This is a genomic window from Pseudomonas sp. R3-41, assembly GCF_054161485.1.
In genome coordinates this window covers 1,525,874-1,543,490 of sequence record NZ_CP096421.1, presented here as the reverse complement: position 1 = coordinate 1,543,490, position 17,617 = coordinate 1,525,874, and the positions used below count along the sequence as shown (strand labels likewise).

The following is a 17,617-nucleotide window of genomic DNA, read 5'->3' as shown; positions in this document are numbered from 1 at the left end:
AAATCAAAAATAACGGGTTGGATCGCTCACACCCGCCGCCGCAAAGCCTTCTGCACGCAGGCGGCAGCTGTCGCATTTGCCACAAGCGCGGCCCTGATCGTCGGCCTGATAGCAGGAAACGGTGAGTCCGTAGTCCACGCCAAGCTTCACGCCCGCCTTGACGATGTCGGCCTTGCTCAGATTCTGCAACGGCGCCTGGATGCGGAAACCCTGCCCTTCCACGCCGGCCTTGGTGGCCAGGTTGGCCATGCGTTCGAACGCTTCGACGAACTCCGGGCGGCAGTCCGGGTAGCCGGAGTAATCCACGGCATTGACGCCAATGAAAATGTCGCGGGCGCCCAGCACTTCCGCCCAGCCCAGCGCCAATGACAGGAACACCGTGTTACGCGCCGGCACATAGGTCACCGGAATGCCTTCACTTGGTGCCTCGGGCACGTCGATGGAGCTGTCGGTCAGGGCCGAACCGCCGATACCGTTGAGGTTCAGGCCGATGACTTTGTGTTCCACTGCGCCCAAGTCCCGGGCCACCCGCTCGGCGGCGTGCAGCTCGGCGCGGTGGCGCTGGCCATAGTCGAAACTCATGGTGTAGCAGCGATAACCCTCGGCACGGGCCATGGCCACGACCGTGGCCGAATCCAGGCCACCGGACAACAGGATAACCGCACGTTTTTCAGCCATGTTCGTATATTCAGTCATCTCAGCGCCCCGGCTCGTCGTTCCAAAGATATTTATGCAGCTGCAATTGCAGGCGCACCGGCAAGTTATCCGCCACCACCCAATCCGCCAGATCCCGGGCGCTCAAATCGTGATGACTCGGCGATAGCAACACTTCGCCAGCCCGCTGATCGAGCCCGTACTGGATCAACTTGGACACGGCCCAGTCGTAATCCTCTCGCGAACAGATCACGAACTTGACCTGGTCGTTGGGCGTCAGCAGTTCGATATTTTCGTAACGGTTGCGATGCGCTTCCTTGGAGCCTGGGGTTTTCAGGTCCACGACGCGACTGACGCGCGGGTCGACGGCCGAGATATCCAGGGCGCCGCTGGTTTCCAGCGAAACCTCGTAACCGGCATCGCACAATCGCTTGAGCAAGGGGATGGCGTTGGGTTGCGCCAAGGGCTCGCCGCCCGTGACACAGACATAACGCGGACGATAACTGGCCACTTGCTCCAGGATATCGTCGAGGGATCGCACGGTGCCGCCGCTGAAGGCGTAGGCGCTGTCACAGTATTGGCAACGCAACGGACAACCGGTGAGGCGCACGAATACCGTGGGCAGCCCAGCCGTTCGCGTTTCACCCTGCAACGAGTAAAAAACTTCGGTGATTCTCAATGTGTCTTGCATAGTCGCCACGGGCGTAACAGCTAAACAGGCTGTCCGCCTCCGTCAGGCACTTCAAGGAACCCCGCCAACGCGCAGATCCCAAAAAGCGTGTTTCAGAAAAAGGGCGTGAATTCTAACGAAAAAACCCGCGACAGGCGCGGGTTTCTTCAAAACAGCTCAAGCCGGCTTACATGCGTTGCAGATCACGCTGGGCCAACTGGGCGGCGGATGTCCCCGGGTACTGGGCCACCACCTGCTGCAGAATGCCTTTCACCTTGTCGGTGTGACCAAGGCGGCGCTCTACGTCAGCCAGCTTGTACAGCGAATCCGGCACCTTGGCGTGCTTGGGATACAGTTGCGACACCTTGGCGAACGCCTGGCCGGCACCTTGCAGGTCGCCCTTGGCCAGGTTCACTTCGCCCAGCCAGTATTGGGCATTGCCCGCGTACTGGCTGTTTGGGTATTTGCGCAGGAAAGCGGCAAAGGCCTGGCTGGCCTTGTCGAAATCCTTGGCCTTGATCAGGTCGAAGGCAGCATCGTAATAGAGCTTTTCCTTCGCCGGATCAGCCGGTTCGCCACCGGCGGCAGGTGCTGCCGGAGCGGCTGCCCCCGCGCCTGCGGCTGCACCGGGGGCGTTCAAGTCGCCACCGGCAGGAGAATTCTCAGGAGTCGCGGCAGGTGCAACGCCGGTTCCTATGCGCCGATCAAGATCCTGGTATCGCTCCAGGTTTTCCTGCTTCATGCGCGAGATATCATTTTGCAGTTCTTCGATCACACCTTGTTGGCGCGAGATCTGATCCTGCATTTGCTGCAGTTGGTTGAACAGCTGGCCCTGTGCCGAGACAGGGGTCGAAACCCCTCCCCCGGCATAGGCGCCGTTCGTACCGTAACCTGCAGGCGGATAGCTGCTCCCGCTATTGTTATAGCCGGCATCGTTATCGACCACAGGAACCGCAGCCCACGCCGCAAGCGGCGCGAGGCTGAGAGCTAGAACAGTTACAGCACGACGGCACGTTCGCATGACGAATTACTTACGCAGTTCGACGCGACGGTTTTGAGCCCAGGACTGCTCGTCGTTGCCGGTAGCAACTGGACGCTCTTCGCCGTAGGAAACCAGTTCCAGCTGAGCTGGGGAAACACCTTGCAGTACCAGGTAGCGTTGAACGGCTTTCGCACGACGCTCGCCCAGTGCCATGTTGTACTCACGAGTACCACGTTCGTCGGTGTTGCCTTCCAGAACAACGCGAGCGCCGTTCGACTTCAGGTCTTTGGCGTGAACGTCCAGAGCGCGCATGGCTTCTGGCTTCAGGTCCGAGCTGTCGTATTCGAAGTAGAAGGTGGTGATTGCGCGCAGAGCAGCTTCTTCGCTCAGGGAGCCGTCAACTGCACCGGTGTTAGCGCCGTAACCAGCGTTTGGATCAACAGCGCCTTCACCGGCATTGTCGCCGCCTTTGGACGAGCAACCTACAGCTACAGCCATGGCCAGAGCCAGCGCAGCAAATTTACCAAACTTCAGCATTTCCATCGTGAAACTCCTAATGAACCCCAGTGTGTTAAGTAAAACGTATTGCGCCGCGTCAGTTCAGGTAAGGGGACCAGGACGGTTCTCTGACTTCGCCTTGAGCGGTAGGAAGCGGGAGCCTCACGCGTCCATTAATGGACACGAGCATCAAGACTCCCCGGCCCTGCTGGCGGGTGGCGTAGATTACCATGGTGCCGTTGGGCGCAACAGTAGGTGACTCGTCCAGAGTGCTATCAGTGAGGATTTTTACGCTACCGCGCTGCAAATCCTGGGCCGCCACCTTGAAATTGGTGAAACCATCCTGGCGATGGATCATCACCAGGGTCTTTTCGTCCGCCGACAGTTTAGGGTTGGCGTTGTAGTTACCGACGAAGGTTACGCGTTCGGCACCGCCGCCACCGGCGCTGGTCTTGTAGATTTGTGGCTTGCCGCCGCGGTCGGAGGTGAAGTAGATGGTCGAGCCATCCTTGCCCCAGAACGGTTCGGTGTTGATGCCCGGGCCGTTGGTGACGCGGGAGATCGAACGCGAAGCCAGGTTCATCACGTAGACGTCCGGGTTACCGTCCTTGGACAGCACGAACGCCAGGCGCGAACCGTCCGGCGACCAGGCTGGCGCGCCGTTCAGGCCTTCGAAGTTGGTGATCTGCTCACGACGACCGGTGTCGATGTGCTGCACGAAAATGCGCGGACGCTTCTGTTCGAACGAGACATAGGCGATGCGCTTGCCATCGGGGGCGAAGCGCGGCGACAGGATCGGCTCGCGCGATTGCAACAGGGTCACCGCACGCGCGCCGTCGTAGTCGGAACGCTGCAGGGTGTAGCGGGTGTTGTTCTCGGAGAAGCGCTCGGCCGTCACATAGAGCATGCGCGTGGAGAACGCGCCCTTGATGCCGGTGAGTTTTTCGAACGACTGGTCGGCGATGTAGTGCGACATGTCGCGCAACTGGTCGACGCTGCCCGACACGCTGCCGGTCAGCACTTGCTGCTCGGTGGCGACGTTGAACAGGGCGTACTGCACCTGCAGGCGACCGCCGGCCGGAACGATGCTGCCGACCATGATGTACTGGGCGCCCAGGGCCTTCCAGTCACGGTAGATGACTTCGCTGGCCTGGGTTGGCAGGCTGATCATGTTCTGCTTCGGAATCGGCGCGTAGTAACCCGAGTTGCGCAGGTCGTTGCCGATGATTTCCGCCATGTCGTCCGGCAGCACGTTACCGCCCTGCCAGCCGAACGGTACGACGGCGATCGGGGTGGCCCGGTCGCTGCCGCTGGTGACCAGGATGTTCTTTTCCTCTGCTACCGCTATCCCTGCCAGGCAGCAGATAACGACCAGCATTGATCGAAGAAGGTTTCTCACAAGGCTAGATCCTCAGGTGTGAATGTCATCTTGAATGAACGATAGGGAGCAAAGTCGCTCGGCTTCATTCCTTGCATTTCCGTCAAACGCCCAATGTTCTTGACCGCTGCGACCGCCGAAGCGTCGAACGGACCGTCACCACTGGACTTGGCGACGCTGACCGAGGTAACCGTACCGTCGGGCAACATGCCGATTTGCAATACTACCGTCATGCCTTTGCGCGCCGAAGGTGGACGAGCCCAGCCTTCCGCCGCTCGGGCGCGAATCAGATCATCGTAGCTGCCGGCGACTTCATCGCCCTGCTCATCGGCCAAGGCCTGCTGGCGCTCCGGCGTGTCGGAAAGCAAATCTGCCAAGGCCTGGGCCTTTTTGTCTTCGGCGGATTTACGCGCTGCGTCCTGGGCCTTTTTCTTGGCGGCGTCGGCGGCGGCTTTCTTCTTCGCGTCTTCGGCGACTTTCTTTTTCGCCTCTTCAGCTTCAGCTTTCTTCTTGGCGTCTTCGGCCGCTTTTTTCTTGGCGTCCTCGACGATCTTTTTCTTCGCTTCTTCAGCGGCCGCTTTCTTGGCCTCTTCTTCAGCGGCTTTCTTGGCTTCTTCTTCGGCTTTCTTCTTGGCTATATCAGCCAATTGTTTCTCTTCTGCCTTTTTGGCCTCGGCGGTTTTCTTCGCTTCGTCGGCTTTCTTGGCTTCGTCAGCCTTTTTCGCCTCGTCCGCTTTCTTCGCCTCATCGGCCTTCTTGGCTTCCTCGGCCTTTTGAGCCGCTTCCTCTTTCTTTTGTTCCGCGGCCTTTATCGCTTCCTGCTCGACCTTCTTCTGCTCCATTTGCTCGACTTCGGTCTGGCGCGCGGCGGATTTCTTCGCCTCACCGGCAAGCTTCTGGTTGGTCTGCGTAGTGGCCTGGCTTTTCGACTTGAGCTGGTACAACGTCGCCTGCACGATCGGCTTGGCCGGCGGTAGCTCCGGAGTCATGGCAAAACTGACGAACAGCATGCCGAACACCAGCACATGCAGGCCGATGGCCAGGACACTGGGCCAGAAGTAGCTTTCCGAGGCGGACGGCTCTCGCTGTTGCTGCATCAGGGGGCCTCGGTGATCAAGCCAACATTACCGACCCCGGCTTTCTGCAGCCCGCCCATGGCGCCCATCACGGCACCGTAGTCGACAGTCTTGTCGCCGCGAATGAAGACCTGGGTACGCTTGCCGTTGCCGTTACCGGCGTTAATGATCTTTGTCACCGCGTCGGTCATCTGCGGCAAGGTCATGGCCCGGTCCTGCTGCTTCTCGGTATCCACTTCGCTGCCAAGGTTCCAGTAATAGGTCTTGTCAGCCTTGATCGAAATGGTCAATACCTGGGTGTTGTTGTCCTGCGGCAAGGCTTCGCTGGAAACCTTGGGCAGATCGACCTTCACGCCCTGATTGAGCATGGGCGCGGTCACCATGAAGATGACCAGCAGCACCAACATCACGTCGATGTAGGGCACCACGTTCATCTCGGCAACCGGCTTGCGCTTTTTTCGGGCTCGAGCGATTAAAGCCATTGGGAAATACCTGCTTATTCTTCGCTGGTGTGCACTTTGCGGTGCAGGATCGCCTGGAATTCATCGGCGAAGGTGTAGTAACGGCTGGTCAGCGTTTCGCTGCGGGCAGCGAAGCGGTTGTAGGCGATAACGGCCGGGATCGCCGCGAACAGGCCGATGGCGGTGGCGATCAGTGCCTCGGCAATACCTGGGGCCACGGTGGCCAGGGTCGCTTGCTGGGCGGATGCCAGGCCACGGAAGGAGTTCATGATCCCCCACACGGTACCGAACAGGCCGATGTACGGGCTGACCGAACCGACGGTCGCCAGGAACGGCAGGCCCTGTTCGAGTTTCTCTTCTTCGCGGGAGATGGCGACGCGCATGGCACGGGCCACGCCTTCCATGACCGCTTCAGGATCCACACCGGGCTGCTGGCGCAGGCGGGAGAATTCCTTGAAACCGGCGCGGAAGATCTGCTCGACGCCCGAATCCGGGTCCGGGTTGCTGCCGGCCTGGCGGTACAGCTTGGACAGGTCGATGCCGGACCAGAAGCGCTCTTCGAAGCTCTCCAGGGCACGGCGACCGGCGCGCAGCATGTTGCTGCGCTGAAAGATCATGATCCATGAGGTCACCGATGCGGCTACCAGGGTCAGCATTACCAGTTGCACCACGACGCTGGCATTGCTGACCAGGCTCCACATGGAGGAATGGTCGACGACGTTAGCTTCCACGCTTTATCTCCTGCTCTGAGTGTGTACCCGCGCCGCTCACGCCGGCAAAGGCCGCGCGTAGAGCTTCGGGAATGGCCCGGGGTTTCAAACTATGGGTGCGCACACAGGCCACCAAAAACTGCCCTTCGCAGAGCAGCACGTTATCCGTAGCCCGCCTGACCTGCTGCTTGAAGCGCAGGCTGACACGGTTCAATTCGATGACATCGGCACTTACCATCAGCTCGTCGTCCAGTCGCGCCGGCGCGTGGTAGCGCGCTTCGCTGGAATGCACGACGAATAACAGGTCCTCCCCTGCCAGCGCGGATTGGGCAAAACCCAGTTCCCGCAGCCGTTCGGTTCGAGCCCGTTCCATAAACTTGAGGTAATTGACGTAGTAGACGATGCCGCCAGCATCGGTGTCCTCGTAATAAACGCGACAGCGATGTGCGAACGACTCCAGCCCGTTTTGCGCGCGCATACTCTAGTGCTTACTCCTCAGGTTGCCAATCGGCCAGGCAACTGTTTTTTCATTCTCGAACGCATTGACGCTCCAGGCGTCGTCTGGGACAGCACGAACTGGAAAAAAGTCGGCATTCGGAGCTCGTTCAATCGTCCACGGCATCGAGGAATTCGTCTACCACCGGCATCTCGCCCATTCGTGTCGGGATGTTTAAGCCAAAATGCAGGTAGGCATGGCGGGTCACCACGCGCCCGCGTGGGGTGCGCATGATGTAGCCCTGCTGGATCAGGTAAGGCTCCAACACATCCTCAATGGTGTGGCGTTCTTCGCTGATGGCCGCCGCCAGGCTGTCCACGCCCACCGGGCCACCGTCAAACTTCTCGATCATGGTCAGCAGCAGGCGCCGGTCCTGGTGGTCGAAACCCCGCTCGTCGATGTCCAGCAGGTTCAACGCCAGGTCGGCAATCGGCTTGGTGATGTGGCCCTTGGCCCGGACTTCGGCAAAATCCCGCACCCGACGCAGCAGGCGGTTGGCGATCCGCGGCGTACCCCGGGCACGCCGGGCAATTTCATAGGCCCCGTCGGGGTCCAGTGGTAACCCGAGGATGCCCGCCGAGCGGCTGACGATCGTCGCCAGGTCGGCGTTGTTATAGAACTCCAGGCGCTGGACGATACCGAAACGGTCCCGCAGCGGGTTGGTCAGCATGCCGGCGCGGGTGGTGGCGCCCACCAGGGTGAACGGCGGCAGGTCGAGCTTGATGGAGCGCGCCGCCGGCCCTTCGCCGATCATGATGTCGAGCTGGAAGTCTTCCATGGCCGGGTACAGCACTTCTTCGACGATCGGCGACAACCGATGGATTTCGTCGATGAACAACACGTCATGAGGCTCAAGGTTGGTCAACAGCGCCGCCAGGTCGCCCGGCCGCTCGAGCACCGGCCCCGATGTGCTCTTGATCGAGACGCCCATTTCCTGGGCAATGATATTGGCCAGGGTGGTCTTGCCCAGGCCCGGCGGGCCGAAGATCAGGGTGTGGTCCAGCGATTCGCTGCGCCCACGGGCGGCCTGGATGAACAGCTCCATCTGCTCGCGCACGGTCGGCTGGCCGATGTAGTCGGCCAGGCTGACAGGACGAATCGCGCGATCCTGGATTTCCTCGCGGTCACGGGGCGCGCCCGTGGCGGCGATCAGACGGTCAGCTTCAATCACTTAAATCATTCCCTTCAGGGCACGGCGAATCATGTCTTCAGTGCTCAGGCCTTTTTCCTTGATGGCGGAAATCGCCTTGCTGGCTTCCTGAGGCTTGTAGCCCAGGGAGATCAGCGCGGTGACCGCATCGTTTTCAGCGCTGACCGCTGGCACTGGCGCATCCGGCTGGTTCGGCACCAGGGCGAACATGGCCGGCACCGCCTCCCAGGCCTTGAAGCGGTCCTTGAGCTCGACCAGCAGGCGCTCCGCGGTTTTCTTGCCCACCCCCGGCACCTTGGTCAGGGCCGAGGTGTCCTGGGACTGCACGCAACGCACCAGTTCATCGACTTCCAGACTCGACATCAAGGCCAGGGCCAGTTTCGGACCGACGCCATTGAGACGGATCAGCTCGCGGAAAAAATCCCGCTCACGCTTGCCGACGAAACCATAGAGTAACTGCGCATCCTCGCGCACGACCAAATGGGTGTGCAGGGTCAGCGGCTCGCCGACCGACGGCAAGCGATACAGCGTGGTCATGGGCACTTCCAGCTCATAGCCCAGGCCGTTTACATCCAGAATCAGGTGCGGCGGCTGTTTTTCAGCCAGGGTGCCGCGCAAGCGTCCAATCACGTTTCAGATCCTTGGGCGTTGGCCAGCCCCCAGGCTGGCGAGTAACAACACGAGCATTCAGGCCGACGATACAGGCGCAACGGGCTCGGGTTCATGAATGAAGCGCTGATGCTATCAGAGACGCAGGCGCCCGCCACGACTGCGTGCGGTTCCCAGGCCATGGGGCAACAGACTGGAACGGGTGTGGGCATGGCAAATGGCGATGGCCAGGGCGTCGGATGCATCGATCTGTGGCTTACTGACCAGCTTCAACAGGTGCATCACCATCATTTGCACCTGTTCCTTGTTCGCCGCTCCAGTGCCGACGACCGCCTGCTTGACCTGGGTCGCGGTGTACTCGGCGATCTCCAGGTTTTCCTCGGCGCCCGCCACAATGGCCGCCCCCCGGGCCTGCCCCAGCTTCAGGGCCGAATCGGCGTTGCGCGCCATGAAGACCCGCTCGATGCCCATGGTCACCGGGCCGTAGGTCTGGATGACTTCGCGCACGCCGCGATAAACGATCTGCAAGCGCTCGTGCAGCTCACCCGCCCCGGTGCGGATGCAACCAGAGGCGACGTACACGCAGCCGCGCCCGGTATCGCGAACCACACCGTAGCCGGTGATGCGCGAACCAGGATCGATACCAAGGATTAAAGTCATAACGCCTGCGGTTTGAAGAGGGATACCTGGACCTGTGGGAGCGGGCTTGCTCGCGAAGGCGGTGTGTCATTCAACATTTTTGTTGTCTGACACACCGCCTTCGCGAGCAAGCCCGCTCCCACCCTGGTACTCATGCTATCGGATAAGAGAATATCAACCGAGCTGTTCAGCCACCGACTCCGGAATATCAGCGTTGGAATAAACGTTCTGCACGTCATCCAGGTCTTCCAGCATGTCGATCAGCTTGAGTACCTTTTCGGCCCCTTCCAGGTCCAGTTCGGCGCTGGTGGTCGGCTGCATGACGATTTCCGCATCGGCAGGCTTGAAACCAGCCGCCTCCAAGGCGTTGCGCACGGCATAGAAGCTGGCAAACGAAGTGAACACGTCGAACGAACCGTCTTCATGGCTGACCACGTCATCGGCGTCGGCCTCCAGGGCCGCCTCCGTCAGGGCATCCTCATCGAGGCCCGGGGCGAAGCTGATCTGCCCCTTGCGTTCGAACAGATAGGCCACCGAGCCATCGGTGCCTAGGTTGCCACCGCATTTGCTGAATGCATGACGCACGGCGGCGGCGGTACGGTTGCGGTTGTCGGTCATGCATTCGACCATCACCGCCACGCCGCCCGGGCCGTAACCTTCGTAGGTCAGCTCTTCAACGTTATCCGCCTCGGTTGCACCGGCGCCACGGGCAATGGCCCGGTCGATGATGTCGCGGCTCATGTTGGCACCCAAGGCCTTGTCCAGGGCCAGGCGCAGGCGCGGGTTGGAACCCGGGTCGCCGCCACCCTGGCGGGCCGCGACCGTCAGCTCACGGATCCACTTGGTGAAGATCTTGCCTCTCTTGGCATCCTGACGTTCTTTGCGGTGCTTGATGTTCGCCCACTTGGAATGACCTGCCATAACTCGCTCCGTTTCTTTTTGGAACATTGCCCGCCCTGCGCGCGCGCAGTGGCCGACAATCAGAAATATCGACGCCAATGAAAAGGCGCATCCGAAGATGCGCCCTCTCAGGTGCCAGCCTTACTCAGCCTTTGGCTGTTCCCGCAGGCGGATGTGCAACTCGCGCAACGCCTTGGCGTCCACCACGCCCGGCGCCTGGGTCATGACATCGGCCGCGCTCTGGGTTTTCGGGAACGCGATCACTTCACGGATCGACTGGGCGCCGGTCATCAGCATCACCAGGCGATCCAGGCCGAAGGCCAGGCCACCGTGGGGCGGTGCACCAAACTTCAGGGCGTCCAGCAGGAAGCCGAACTTCTCTTCCTGTTCAGCTTCATCGATACCCAACAGACGGAACACCGCCTGCTGCATTTCCTTGCGATGGATACGGATCGAACCGCCACCCAGCTCGGTGCCGTTCAGGACCATGTCGTAGGCGCGCGACAATGCGGTGGCCGGGTTGGCCTCCAGCTCTTGCGGCGAGCACTTCGGCGCAGTGAACGGGTGGTGCAGCGCGGAGAAACTGCCGTCGTCGTTTTCTTCGAACATCGGGAAGTCAACGACCCACATTGGCGCCCATTCGCAGGTCAGCAGCTTCAGGTCGTGGCCCAGCTTGATGCGCAGCGCGCCCAGGGCTTCACTGACGATCTTGGCCTTGTCGGCGCCGAAGAACACGATGTCGCCATCGACCGCGCCCACACGATCGAGGATCACATTGAGATTGGCTTCAGGGATGTTTTTCACGATCGGGGATTGCAAGCCATCGACACCGGCGGCACGCTCGTTGACCTTGATGTACGCCAGGCCCTTGGCACCGTAGATGCCGACGAACTTGGTGTAGTCGTCGATCTGCTTGCGCGGCATGCTGGCGCCGCCTGGAACACGCAGGGCCGCGATACGGCATTTCGGGTCGTTGGCCGGGCCGCTGAACACCTTGAATTCGACTTCCTTGAGCTGGTCGGCCACGTCCACCAGTTCCAGCGGGTTACGCAGGTCCGGCTTGTCGGAACCGTAGCGACGCATGGCCTCTTCGAAGGTCATGTGCGGGAACTCGCCGAACTCCAGGCCCAGCACTTCCTTGAACAGGTTGCGGATCATGCCCTCGGTCAGGCCCATGATGTCTTTTTCGTCGAGGAAGCTGGTCTCGATGTCGATCTGAGTGAACTCAGGCTGACGGTCGGCACGCAGGTCTTCGTCGCGGAAGCACTTGGCGATCTGGTAGTAGCGATCGAACCCAGCCACCATCAGCAGTTGCTTGAACAGCTGTGGCGATTGCGGCAAGGCGAAGAAGCTGCCGGGGTGGGTACGGCTCGGCACCAGGTAGTCGCGGGCGCCTTCCGGCGTGGCGCGAGTCAGGATCGGCGTCTCGACGTCGAGGAAGCCGTTCTCGTCCAGGTAACGACGGATGCTGGTGGTCATGCGCGAACGCAGGCGCAGCTTCTCGGCCATTTCCGGGCGACGCAGGTCGATGAAGCGGTAGCGTAGGCGGGTTTCCTCGCCCACGTCGGAGTATTCGTTGAGCGGGAACGGCGGGGTTTCCGCTTCGTTGAGCACTTCCAGCTCGTAGCCCAGCACTTCGATCATGCCCGACGCCATGTTGGCGTTGCCGGCGCCGGCCGGGCGCAGGCGCACCTTGCCGGTGATCTTGACGACGTATTCGCTGCGCACGCGGTCGGCGGTGGCGAAGGTTTCAGCGCGGTCCGGATCGAACACCACCTGGGCCAGGCCTTCACGATCACGGATATCGAGGAAAATCACCCCGCCATGGTCACGGCGACGATGGACCCATCCGCAAAGAGTAACTTCCTGACCTTCCAGGCTTTCGTTCAGTTGGCCGCAATAATGGCTGCGCATCATGGTAGTGGTTTCACTTCTCGTAATTCGACATTCGGTTGGAGGCCCTGCCCGTGCAAGAACTCGCGCGTATTCAACTCAATCAGCTTTGTCGCCACCGGCCAGGTTCTTCTTGGCGCCGGTCTTGAAGTCGGTTTCATACCAGCCCGTGCCTCCGAGGCGAAAACCGGGCATAGAGAGCATCTTTTTCAGTTCCGGCGCCTGGCAGGCAGGGCAGTCGACCAGCGGTGCAGCGCTGATCTTTTGAATGGCTTCCATCTGATGACCACAGGAAGCACATTGGTAGTCGTACATCGGCATGGGGTTGTCTCGGCGATCAGGTTACACGCGCAAAGGCAGGCTTTGCGGCAAAGAGCGGGATTATATCCATTAAATGCGGCCTGTGCAGCCGTAAGACCGCACAGTCATTGCCGATCCTTTTGTTCATTAAAGGCTTGCGCGACTCATCGTGGCCAGAGATTGCTCCCGCTTGAGTGCGAAGCGCTCACAAAGAGGGCTGCTGCGCAGCCCAGCGGGAGCAAGCTCCCTCGCCACGAATGAACTCATTCCCCTGGGGGACACCGCGCTCGCAACCATTGACGGGGCTAGACCACACGATGATCCATTCCCGCCTCTTTCAAGCTGTGCACCACACAGACCACGCGCACCAACCCGCTGAAATTGCGTACCCCGCCGTGACGCAGGTGCACTTCCCTGTCCACATGGGACAGCAACGTGCTGATGGAGCAGCGGTTGAGCTCGGCCATGTCGCCGAGGATATCCCAATAAACCTGCTCCAGCCGCAGACAGGTGGCGAACCCGTTCAAGCGAACGGATCGGGCCAGTGGCCGGGCCAGTTGCATATCGAACCCCCGGACGAACGGGTCGACGCTGATGGGCTGGAAACGCCCCCGCCCCCCTTCTCCGGGTTCTTTTCCTTGAATCATACCGTTGACACTCCTTTGCCATACGAGCCTCTGGGTTGGAACAACCCATCCGTGGCTCTATGGAAGCTCAACGGCACCGCCAGTTCCAGATGACTTTATGACCATGGGCGTAGGACAAGCCAACAGCAGGCCGGCGACGAATTACGTCGTCCTACACGGCACGTGCAGGCAATAAGCCCCACCCCACGTCATCCCCGGCCTGGGCTTATTGGCCCTCGAGCAGCGCGCGCAGCATCCACGCGGTTTTTTCGTGGACCTGCATGCGCTGGGTCAGCAGGTCAGCGGTGGGCTCGTCGCTGACCTTGTCCAATAAAGGAAAGATGCCACGGGCCGTACGCGTCACCGCCTCCTGACCCTCGACCAGTTGTCGGATCATGTCTTCGGCGGCAGGCACGCCTTCCTCTTCCTTAATAGAAGACAGGCGCGCATACACCGAGTAGGCGCCCGGGGCCGGGAAGCCAAGGGCGCGAATTCGCTCGGCAATCAGGTCCACCGCCAAGGCCAACTCGTTGTATTGCTCCTCGAACATCAGGTGCAGGGTCCGAAACATCGGCCCTGTGACGTTCCAGTGGAAATTGTGGGTCTTGAGGTACAGCACGTAGGTGTCCGACAGCAGGCGCGAAAGCCCGTCGACGATGGACTTGCGATCTTCTTCACTGATACCGATATCAATTGCCATTGGGTGATCTCCTGAAAGTGATGAATTCGACAAACGCCCTACCCACTCTAGTGGTTTTGGCCGCCTGCGGCCTGCGACAGATCGCCAGCCCTCCAGAACCGACAAGCCAGGACCGCTCACGGTTCCGACACCCTGGGCAATTCAACGCCGCTTGCCTGGCACCTTCAAGCATATGCGGGCCTTTTCTGGCCGACGAACAGCGCGGTGCGGGCCCGTAACGGGTTTGAGAAGGCCCAAGCTTTGCTGTTAAATAGGCAGTGTGTCGCTACGCTTATTTTCTCGGGCGTAGCGCATAGGCTGATTCGGGTACGTGTCCAACGCCTCTCATTGTTTCGAAGCGAACCGTCCCCGACCCGCTCTTCCTTGTGACCTGTCTTAACCGTGAGCCAATCAAAATGTTGAAAATCGTCCACTTGCTAATGGGCGCAGCTGCCCTGCTGCTGTCCTTCATCCCTAGCCTGGGTTCCGAAGCCACACCTTACCTGCAACACCCCGATGCACTGTACCTGGCCTTTTTCGGCCTGCTCAACCTGACCCTTGCACCTGTCATCCCTTACTGGAACAAAGGTCCACGTCACCAACTGCAAAACCTGGTCAGCGCCCTGCTGGTGCTGGCCGTTGCCTTGCAAACCCTGGCCCTGTTGGCACCAATGCCGGAAATCGGCGGTCAACCAGCCATTCTGTTCAGCCTGGGCGCGGCCTTGTTCGCCGTGGCACTGCACCTGGCCGTCAGCTTCTACAAGAAGTCGTCGCCAGCCGCCGCTGCGCAGAACTACGACATGTCCAACCGCGATACCGGCACGGTGAAGTGGTTCAACACGTCCAAGGGCTTCGGCTTCATCTCCCGCGACTCCGGCGATGACATTTTCGTGCATTTCCGGGCCATTCGTGGCGAAGGCCATCGCGTCCTGGTGGAAGGCCAGCGCGTGGAGTTCTCCGTGATGAACCGCGACAAAGGCCTGCAGGCCGAAGATGTGATCGCTGCGCTACCGCGCCGCTGATCCAAGCGTAAAAAAACCGCGATGCAGCCTGGCTGCTCGCGGTTTTTTATTGCCTGGCAATCGGACCCCGTCAGTAGTGAGGCGGCGGTGCTTCCTCCTCGAACGACTCGAATTGCCCGGCCATTTCTTCCTGGCGCTTGAGCAACGCCGCCATCTGCAGCTGCAGACGCTCGACAACTCGCTGTTGCGCCACCAGCACATCATTCAATGCCTGGATGGTGTCATCCTGAAATGCCAGACGGCTTTCCAGATCGGTTACACGTTCTTCAAGGTTCATGGTTCAGCCCTCCAGAAACTTGAAATCATCGGCCAGAGCCACTCGCAACCGTTCGCGAATGGCCGCGACCTGCCCCGCATTATACGGCTGGGCCGGATGCTTGCCCCAGACCGGCGCAGGCCAGGCGGCATCATCGCGCTTGCGCACAATGACATGCATGTGCAATTGACTGACCACGTTACCCAAGGTTGCAACGTTCATCTTGTCGGCATCGAACGAATCCTTGAGGGTTTCGGCCAGCGCCGTGGTTTCTTTCCACAGCTGCAATTGATCGATGTCATCCAACTGAAACAATTCGCTGATATTTTCTCGCCGCGGCACGAGGATGAACCACGGGTAGTTGGCGTCGTTGGACAAGAGCAAACGGCACAACGGGAAATCGCCGATAGGCAAAGTGTCTTGTTGCAGTCGTGGATCTAAGGCAAACACCGCGCGTACTCCTCGTTATCGATTCTGCCCGGCTCAGCGGCCCGCAGGCCTGCGTCGGACACAGAGGTGCAGCATACCCGCGAATGCAGGATCGATCACTGCGTAGCGCGCCCGACGCCGTTTCTTCGAGTTTTTTTCAACATACGGCATCAACCTGTGCAGCTGACGCACCAACACAGCGCAAGCGGCACGGCAATCCCCTGGAAGGACCATGCCAGGGCCCAGGCAAAGCCTCGACGCTGTAAGATTTTCGTACAACATGAAATTTTTTTGCACCAAAACAGCACAGTGCGTCTACGCTCAGTGCACAAAGCATCCGTGATTTACTCACTGGGTAGGGTGAACCGGTAACGTTTTTGGTTGTCTTGTCGAATTTTCCGATGCCAAACACGGGAGCCCACACGAGTCAACCCTATTTAAAACAAGGCCTTTGGAGCCCGGTTTCATGAGGTTTCACCGCGTCAACCGGTGAAATGTGAAAAAAATGTAAACGAAATCCGGGTTTGAGCATGCTTGTTGCATTCATACTCGCACTGTCCAAGGGGCTCGCCGGAAGCGAGAACCTGCCGACACACAAATTAAAGTGGCAAGGCTGCCCACAGGAGCTTCAAACGCGGTAACGACGGACTCTTTACACCGATGCCGAAAAAGAAAACAACATAAAAGTTGTGAATACGGTTGCGTCGGAACAGCTGAAATGCGACATGGATCGAGCCATTGGCGACAGGGTCGTAAAGAAGCTGAAAGGTTGAATGGGCAAGTATCGCCAAAGAATGTCGACGTGATATAAGTTTGCGCCGACACAAAAAGAAAGAGCCGCCCAGATAAAAAAACAGGTGGGACGGCAGTACTCTTCTAAAAACCAAAGGAGCAAATCACGATGCGCGTGATGAAGTGGAGCATGATCGCACTGGCTGTATCGGCCGGTACCTCGCAGTTCGCAATGGCGTCCTCCCAAGAGGAATCCAAGGGTTTTATTGAAGATCAGAGCTTGACCGTTCTGACCCGTGCGCTGTACATGAACCGTGATTTCAAGAACGAACTAAACACTCGTCAAAGTTATCGTGAAGAGTCTGGTGTTGCCGCTCGTGCCATTTACGAGTCGGGCTTCACTCAAGGCACCGTTGGTGTAGGCGTTGACGGCTTCGCATTTGGCACCGTTCGCATCGATGGCGGCAGCGGTCGTGCCGGTAACGGTCTGTTCGCTAGTGACAGCGACGGCAACCTGGAAGACACACAATCGAAAGTGGGTGGCGCGGTTAAATTCCGCCTGTCCGACACCGTCCTGAAATACGGTAACCAGTTCACTACCAGCCCGGTCTTCTCCACTGACGACAGCCGTCTGCTGCCGGAAGTTGCCACTGGTACCCTGATCACTAGTAAAGAAATCAAAGGCTTGGAGCTGACCGCAGGTCGTTTCAACGCCATCAGCTCGCAAACTGGCATGGGTGATGACGGCCTTGGCCTGAAATCCGCTGACATCGTTGGCGCGACCTACCAGTTCACCGACAATTTCGTCGGTGGCGTAGCGGCTTCCGATGTTGAAGACCACTACAAAAAGAAATACCTGAACCTGAACTACACCCTGCCGATCAACGAAGATCAGTCCCTGAACTTCGACTTCAACGGTTATGACAGCCAGGACCAAGGCCAGAAGCTCAGCGGCGACGTTGACAACCGCATCTGGTCCCTCGCAGCAGCCTATGCCATCGGTGCCCACAAGTTCACCCTGGCTCACCAGCGCTCCACCGGTGATACCGGCTACGTGTACGGCGTTGACGGCGGCGGTACCATTTTCCTCGCCAACTCCATCCAGTACTCCGACTTCAACGGTCAGGACGAGCGTTCCTGGCAGGCTCGCTACGACCTGAACATGAAAACCTACGGCGTTCCTGGCCTGAGCTTCATGACTCGTTACGTTACCGGTGACAACATTTCCACCGCTGATGGCGAAGCAAAAGAGCACGAATGGGACTTCGAAACCAAGTACGTTATGCAAAGCGGTCCAGCCAAAGACCTGTCGTTCCGTGTTCGTAGCGCTTTCTACCGCACCAACACCTCTTACACCACCGCCAGTGGCAACCGAGACAACAACGACTTCCGCGTAATCGTCGAATACCCACTGAGCATCTTGTAATTCAGTGCTAGTTCGATAGCTTCACCCGCAA

At 59.5% G+C, this 17,617-nt stretch carries 21 protein-coding genes; 2 read left to right on the top strand and 19 right to left on the bottom strand.

Annotation, left to right across the window (positions count from 1 at the left end; translation table 11 throughout):
• Positions 1 to 3 precede the first annotated feature (3 nt).
• The 17 genes from queC to M1D99_RS06870 form a co-directional block, all read right to left on the bottom strand.
• The gene (gene queC, locus M1D99_RS06950; protein WP_163006903.1) at positions 4 to 678 is read right to left on the bottom strand and encodes a 7-cyano-7-deazaguanine synthase QueC; all 675 of its coding nucleotides are present in this window, start codon (positions 676 to 678) and stop codon (positions 4 to 6) included.
• A gap of 19 nt (positions 679 to 697) precedes the next feature.
• Entirely contained in the window at positions 698 to 1,345 is a 648-nt protein-coding gene (gene queE, locus M1D99_RS06945; RefSeq protein WP_434574516.1) for a 7-carboxy-7-deazaguanine synthase QueE, read from the bottom strand.
• A gap of 166 nt (positions 1,346 to 1,511) precedes the next feature.
• The gene (gene ybgF, locus M1D99_RS06940; protein WP_434574515.1) at positions 1,512 to 2,345 is read right to left on the bottom strand and encodes a tol-pal system protein YbgF; all 834 of its coding nucleotides are present in this window, start codon (positions 2,343 to 2,345) and stop codon (positions 1,512 to 1,514) included.
• Positions 2,346 to 2,351: 6 nt separating this feature from the next.
• Positions 2,352 to 2,849 (bottom strand): peptidoglycan-associated lipoprotein Pal, encoded by a 498-nt coding sequence (gene pal / locus M1D99_RS06935; RefSeq protein WP_003205029.1) that lies wholly within the window; start codon positions 2,847 to 2,849, stop codon positions 2,352 to 2,354.
• 52 nt (positions 2,850 to 2,901) lie between these two features.
• Positions 2,902 to 4,203 (bottom strand): Tol-Pal system beta propeller repeat protein TolB, encoded by a 1,302-nt coding sequence (gene tolB, locus M1D99_RS06930; RefSeq protein WP_434574514.1) that lies wholly within the window; start codon positions 4,201 to 4,203, stop codon positions 2,902 to 2,904.
• Positions 4,200 to 5,279: a cell envelope integrity protein TolA gene (tolA, locus tag M1D99_RS06925; protein WP_003205033.1), complete on the bottom strand. Its 1,080-nt coding sequence runs from the start codon at positions 5,277 to 5,279 to the stop codon at positions 4,200 to 4,202. Before tolA ends, tolB begins: the two co-directional genes overlap by 4 nt.
• Positions 5,279 to 5,731 (bottom strand): protein TolR, encoded by a 453-nt coding sequence (tolR, locus tag M1D99_RS06920; protein WP_172681749.1) that lies wholly within the window; start codon positions 5,729 to 5,731, stop codon positions 5,279 to 5,281. Before tolR ends, tolA begins: the two co-directional genes overlap by 1 nt.
• A 23-nt stretch (positions 5,732 to 5,754) precedes the next feature.
• Entirely contained in the window at positions 5,755 to 6,450 is a 696-nt protein-coding gene (gene tolQ / locus M1D99_RS06915) for a protein TolQ (protein ID WP_030140798.1), read from the bottom strand.
• Positions 6,440 to 6,907, bottom strand: a complete 468-nt coding sequence (gene ybgC, locus M1D99_RS06910) for a tol-pal system-associated acyl-CoA thioesterase (protein ID WP_186706354.1) — start codon at positions 6,905 to 6,907, stop codon at positions 6,440 to 6,442. The genes tolQ and ybgC overlap by 11 nt, the downstream gene beginning before the upstream one ends.
• A gap of 127 nt (positions 6,908 to 7,034) precedes the next feature.
• Positions 7,035 to 8,096, bottom strand: coding sequence for a Holliday junction branch migration DNA helicase RuvB (gene ruvB / locus M1D99_RS06905; protein WP_003178599.1), 1,062 nt, complete (start codon positions 8,094 to 8,096; stop codon positions 7,035 to 7,037).
• Positions 8,097 to 8,705, bottom strand: a complete 609-nt coding sequence (gene ruvA, locus M1D99_RS06900) for a Holliday junction branch migration protein RuvA (RefSeq protein ID WP_053124616.1) — start codon at positions 8,703 to 8,705, stop codon at positions 8,097 to 8,099.
• Between the two features lie 114 nt (positions 8,706 to 8,819).
• Positions 8,820 to 9,344 (bottom strand): crossover junction endodeoxyribonuclease RuvC, encoded by a 525-nt coding sequence (gene ruvC, locus M1D99_RS06895; protein WP_014339919.1) that lies wholly within the window; start codon positions 9,342 to 9,344, stop codon positions 8,820 to 8,822.
• A gap of 153 nt (positions 9,345 to 9,497) precedes the next feature.
• Positions 9,498 to 10,244, bottom strand: coding sequence for a YebC/PmpR family DNA-binding transcriptional regulator (locus tag M1D99_RS06890; RefSeq protein WP_018614256.1), 747 nt, complete (start codon positions 10,242 to 10,244; stop codon positions 9,498 to 9,500).
• Positions 10,245 to 10,364: 120 nt separating this feature from the next.
• Positions 10,365 to 12,140 (bottom strand): aspartate--tRNA ligase, encoded by a 1,776-nt coding sequence (gene aspS / locus M1D99_RS06885; protein ID WP_458131570.1) that lies wholly within the window; start codon positions 12,138 to 12,140, stop codon positions 10,365 to 10,367.
• Between the two features lie 75 nt (positions 12,141 to 12,215).
• The gene (locus tag M1D99_RS06880) at positions 12,216 to 12,437 is read right to left on the bottom strand and encodes an FmdB family zinc ribbon protein (RefSeq protein ID WP_003178589.1); all 222 of its coding nucleotides are present in this window, start codon (positions 12,435 to 12,437) and stop codon (positions 12,216 to 12,218) included.
• A 284-nt stretch (positions 12,438 to 12,721) separates the two neighbouring features.
• Positions 12,722 to 13,063, bottom strand: a complete 342-nt coding sequence (locus M1D99_RS06875; RefSeq protein WP_434574510.1) for a ribbon-helix-helix domain-containing protein — start codon at positions 13,061 to 13,063, stop codon at positions 12,722 to 12,724.
• Positions 13,064 to 13,268: 205 nt separating this feature from the next.
• Positions 13,269 to 13,742: a Dps family protein gene (locus M1D99_RS06870; protein WP_053124624.1), complete on the bottom strand. Its 474-nt coding sequence runs from the start codon at positions 13,740 to 13,742 to the stop codon at positions 13,269 to 13,271.
• A 395-nt stretch (positions 13,743 to 14,137) separates the two neighbouring features.
• Here M1D99_RS06870 and M1D99_RS06865 point away from each other — a divergent pair, with 395 nt between their 5' ends.
• Positions 14,138 to 14,743: a cold-shock protein gene (locus M1D99_RS06865; protein ID WP_186706358.1), complete on the top strand. Its 606-nt coding sequence runs from the start codon at positions 14,138 to 14,140 to the stop codon at positions 14,741 to 14,743.
• Between the two features lie 70 nt (positions 14,744 to 14,813).
• On the opposite strand, the gene M1D99_RS06860 is transcribed toward M1D99_RS06865, so the two are convergent.
• Both M1D99_RS06860 and M1D99_RS06855 read right to left on the bottom strand, forming a co-directional pair.
• On the bottom strand, positions 14,814 to 15,020 hold the full coding sequence (locus M1D99_RS06860) for a SlyX family protein (RefSeq protein WP_060740896.1): 207 nt from the start codon (positions 15,018 to 15,020) through the stop codon (positions 14,814 to 14,816).
• Positions 15,021 to 15,023: 3 nt separating this feature from the next.
• Positions 15,024 to 15,449, bottom strand: coding sequence for an HIT domain-containing protein (locus M1D99_RS06855; RefSeq protein ID WP_186706359.1), 426 nt, complete (start codon positions 15,447 to 15,449; stop codon positions 15,024 to 15,026).
• Positions 15,450 to 16,329: 880 nt separating this feature from the next.
• Between M1D99_RS06855 and M1D99_RS06850 the strand changes: the two genes are divergently transcribed.
• Complete coding sequence (locus M1D99_RS06850) at positions 16,330 to 17,586, top strand: OprD family porin (protein ID WP_458131569.1); 1,257 nt, start codon at positions 16,330 to 16,332, stop codon at positions 17,584 to 17,586.
• Positions 17,587 to 17,617 lie beyond the last annotated feature (31 nt).

Bases quoted from the DNA above. Each gene is read 5' to 3' on its own strand.
- ybgC (WP_186706354.1), bottom strand. From the start codon at position 6,907: ATGCGCGCGCAAAACGGGCTGGAGTCGTTCGCACATCGCTGTCGCGTT.
- queE (WP_434574516.1), bottom strand. From the start codon at position 1,345: ATGCAAGACACATTGAGAATCACCGAAGTTTTTTACTCGTTGCAGGGT.
- M1D99_RS06875 (WP_434574510.1), bottom strand. From the start codon at position 13,063: ATGATTCAAGGAAAAGAACCCGGAGAAGGGGGGCGGGGGCGTTTCCAG.
- M1D99_RS06870 (WP_053124624.1), bottom strand. From the start codon at position 13,742: ATGGCAATTGATATCGGTATCAGTGAAGAAGATCGCAAGTCCATCGTC.
- ybgF (WP_434574515.1), bottom strand. From the start codon at position 2,345: ATGCGAACGTGCCGTCGTGCTGTAACTGTTCTAGCTCTCAGCCTCGCG.
- M1D99_RS06850 (WP_458131569.1), top strand. From the start codon at position 16,330: ATGCGCGTGATGAAGTGGAGCATGATCGCACTGGCTGTATCGGCCGGT.
- M1D99_RS06880 (WP_003178589.1), bottom strand. From the start codon at position 12,437: ATGCCGATGTACGACTACCAATGTGCTTCCTGTGGTCATCAGATGGAA.
- M1D99_RS06865 (WP_186706358.1), top strand. From the start codon at position 14,138: ATGTTGAAAATCGTCCACTTGCTAATGGGCGCAGCTGCCCTGCTGCTG.
- queC (WP_163006903.1), bottom strand. From the start codon at position 678: ATGGCTGAAAAACGTGCGGTTATCCTGTTGTCCGGTGGCCTGGATTCG.
- tolA (WP_003205033.1), bottom strand. From the start codon at position 5,279: ATGCAGCAACAGCGAGAGCCGTCCGCCTCGGAAAGCTACTTCTGGCCC.
- ruvC (WP_014339919.1), bottom strand. From the start codon at position 9,344: ATGACTTTAATCCTTGGTATCGATCCTGGTTCGCGCATCACCGGCTAC.
- pal (WP_003205029.1), bottom strand. From the start codon at position 2,849: ATGGAAATGCTGAAGTTTGGTAAATTTGCTGCGCTGGCTCTGGCCATG.
- aspS (WP_458131570.1), bottom strand. From the start codon at position 12,140: ATGATGCGCAGCCATTATTGCGGCCAACTGAACGAAAGCCTGGAAGGT.
- M1D99_RS06860 (WP_060740896.1), bottom strand. From the start codon at position 15,020: ATGAACCTTGAAGAACGTGTAACCGATCTGGAAAGCCGTCTGGCATTT.
- M1D99_RS06890 (WP_018614256.1), bottom strand. From the start codon at position 10,244: ATGGCAGGTCATTCCAAGTGGGCGAACATCAAGCACCGCAAAGAACGT.